The organism is Streptomyces sp. W16 (assembly GCF_033194735.1).
Classification (GTDB): Bacteria; Actinomycetota; Actinomycetes; order Streptomycetales; family Streptomycetaceae; genus Streptomyces.
The window spans coordinates 1-1615 of record NZ_JAWOAI010001019.1 but is presented as its reverse complement, the minus strand read 5'-3'; the positions used below and the strand labels follow the sequence as shown (position 1 = coordinate 1615).

At 69.0% G+C, this 1615-nt stretch carries 2 protein-coding genes and 1 pseudogene; 2 read left to right on the top strand and 1 reads right to left on the bottom strand.

Annotation, left to right across the window (positions count from 1 at the left end; translation table 11 throughout):
* Positions 1-242: pseudogene (locus R6V09_RS52640) on the bottom strand (LuxR family transcriptional regulator); the annotation flags it as partial.
* A gap of 115 nt (positions 243-357) precedes the next feature.
* On the opposite strand from R6V09_RS52640, the gene R6V09_RS52635 reads away from it, so the two are divergent.
* Together R6V09_RS52635 and R6V09_RS52630 are read left to right on the top strand one after the other, a co-directional pair.
* The gene (locus R6V09_RS52635; protein ID WP_317888480.1) at positions 358-1044 is read left to right on the top strand and encodes an esterase/lipase family protein; all 687 of its coding nucleotides are present in this window, start codon (positions 358-360) and stop codon (positions 1042-1044) included.
* Positions 1045-1150: 106 nt separating this feature from the next.
* Positions 1151-1615 (top strand): class I SAM-dependent methyltransferase (locus R6V09_RS52630; protein ID WP_317888479.1); only part of this gene is annotated, 465 nt, incomplete at its 3' end.

Genomic DNA, 1615 nt, shown 5'->3' with positions numbered 1-1615 from the left:
TGCCGGGCCAGCAACTCCGGGGCCAGGGACGCCGGTTCGGTCGGGAGGGGGTCGAGGCCCGCGGCCTGGCGTGGGGTCAGGCGCGGGAGGAGTTCGGCGGCGGCGCGCGGATCGCCGTAGGTCGCGCGCAGTATCCGGATGCGGACCCCTTCGGGGAGCGCGGGATCGAGGTTTCGCCCCGTGTCGATGCGCGACGGTGGCGAAGTGCGGTCTAGAGAAGTGGGGTTCACCGGAGTCAGCACACAACTGACGTTACTGGCGAGTTAATTCACCCGTAAAGACCGGCGATTTCGCCGATGCGGCGCGCGTAGACCCCCGCTGACACTCCTGACAACCCCACCCGTATCAGGAGGCATCATGCAGCGCCACAAGCGTCGCATCGCCACGGCCCTGTCGGCCGTGACCACCTCGCTCCTTCTGTCACTCTCCCTGGCCTCGACGCCCGCTCAGGCGGCGAGCCACAACCCGATCGTGTTCGTGCACGGTCTGAGCAGCGACTCCACAAGCTGGGACGACTGGATCGCGGACTTCGAGGCGGACGGCTACTCGTCCTCCGAGCTGTACGCGATCTCGTACGACTGGACGAAGTCGAACGTCACGACCGCTTCGACGCTGTCGACCTACATCCAGTCCGTCCTCGCCAGCACCGGCGCCTCGAAGGTCGACCTGGTGGTCCACTCCATGGGTGCGCTCAACAGCCGCTACTACCTCAAGAACCTCGGCGGGACCTCGTACGTCGACGACTTCGTGTCGGTCGCCGGGGTGAACCACGGGACGAGCATCGCCTCGCTCTGCGGCTGGCTGTACACGTCCTGCAAGGAGATGCAGACGGGAAGTTCGTTCCTCACTGCGCTCAACTCCGGTGACGAGACGCCGGGCAGTGTGTCGTACGCGGCCTACTGGTCGGACTGCGACGAGGCGATCAACCCGGACACCTCGGCCGAGCTGAGCGGCGCGACCAACGTCGACGTCGGGTGCATCTCGCACACCGACATGAACAACGACCACGGCGTCTACGAGCAGGTCCGGGACTTCATCTCCTGATCCCGGCCCGGCTCCGTCCCCGGCGGCAGCGGGGGTGGTCAAGGGCGGCAGGGGGGACAATCCCGGTAGGGACCGGTTTCCGGCCGGTCCGGCCCGGGAGGTCGCCATGCCGCTACGGTCCGCAGGCTCCGGCACTCTGCCGCGGGACGCCGTCCACCACCCGCTGTTCGCCCGTTACTACGCCCGTTTCAGTGTGAGCGCCGAGTCACGCTTCGGCCTGTCCGGGATGCGGGACCGGCTGCTCGCCGGGCTCTCCGGGCGGGTGATCGAGATCGGGGCCGGGAACGGCCTCAACTTCGCGCACTATCCGAGCGCCGTCTCGGAGATCGTCGCGATCGAGCCCGAGCGGACTCTGCGGCAGCTGGCCGTGGAGTCCGCGCTCCGCTCCGAGGCGCCCGTCGACGTGGTGCCGGGCGCGGCGGAGAAGCTGCCCGTCAAGAGCGAGGCCTTCGACGCGGTCGTGCTCTCGCTGGTGCTGTGCAGCGTGCGGGATGTGCCGCGGGCGCTCGGGGAGGCACGGCGGGTGCTGCGGCCCGGCGGAGTCGTGCGCTTCTTCGAGCACGGCCGGGGC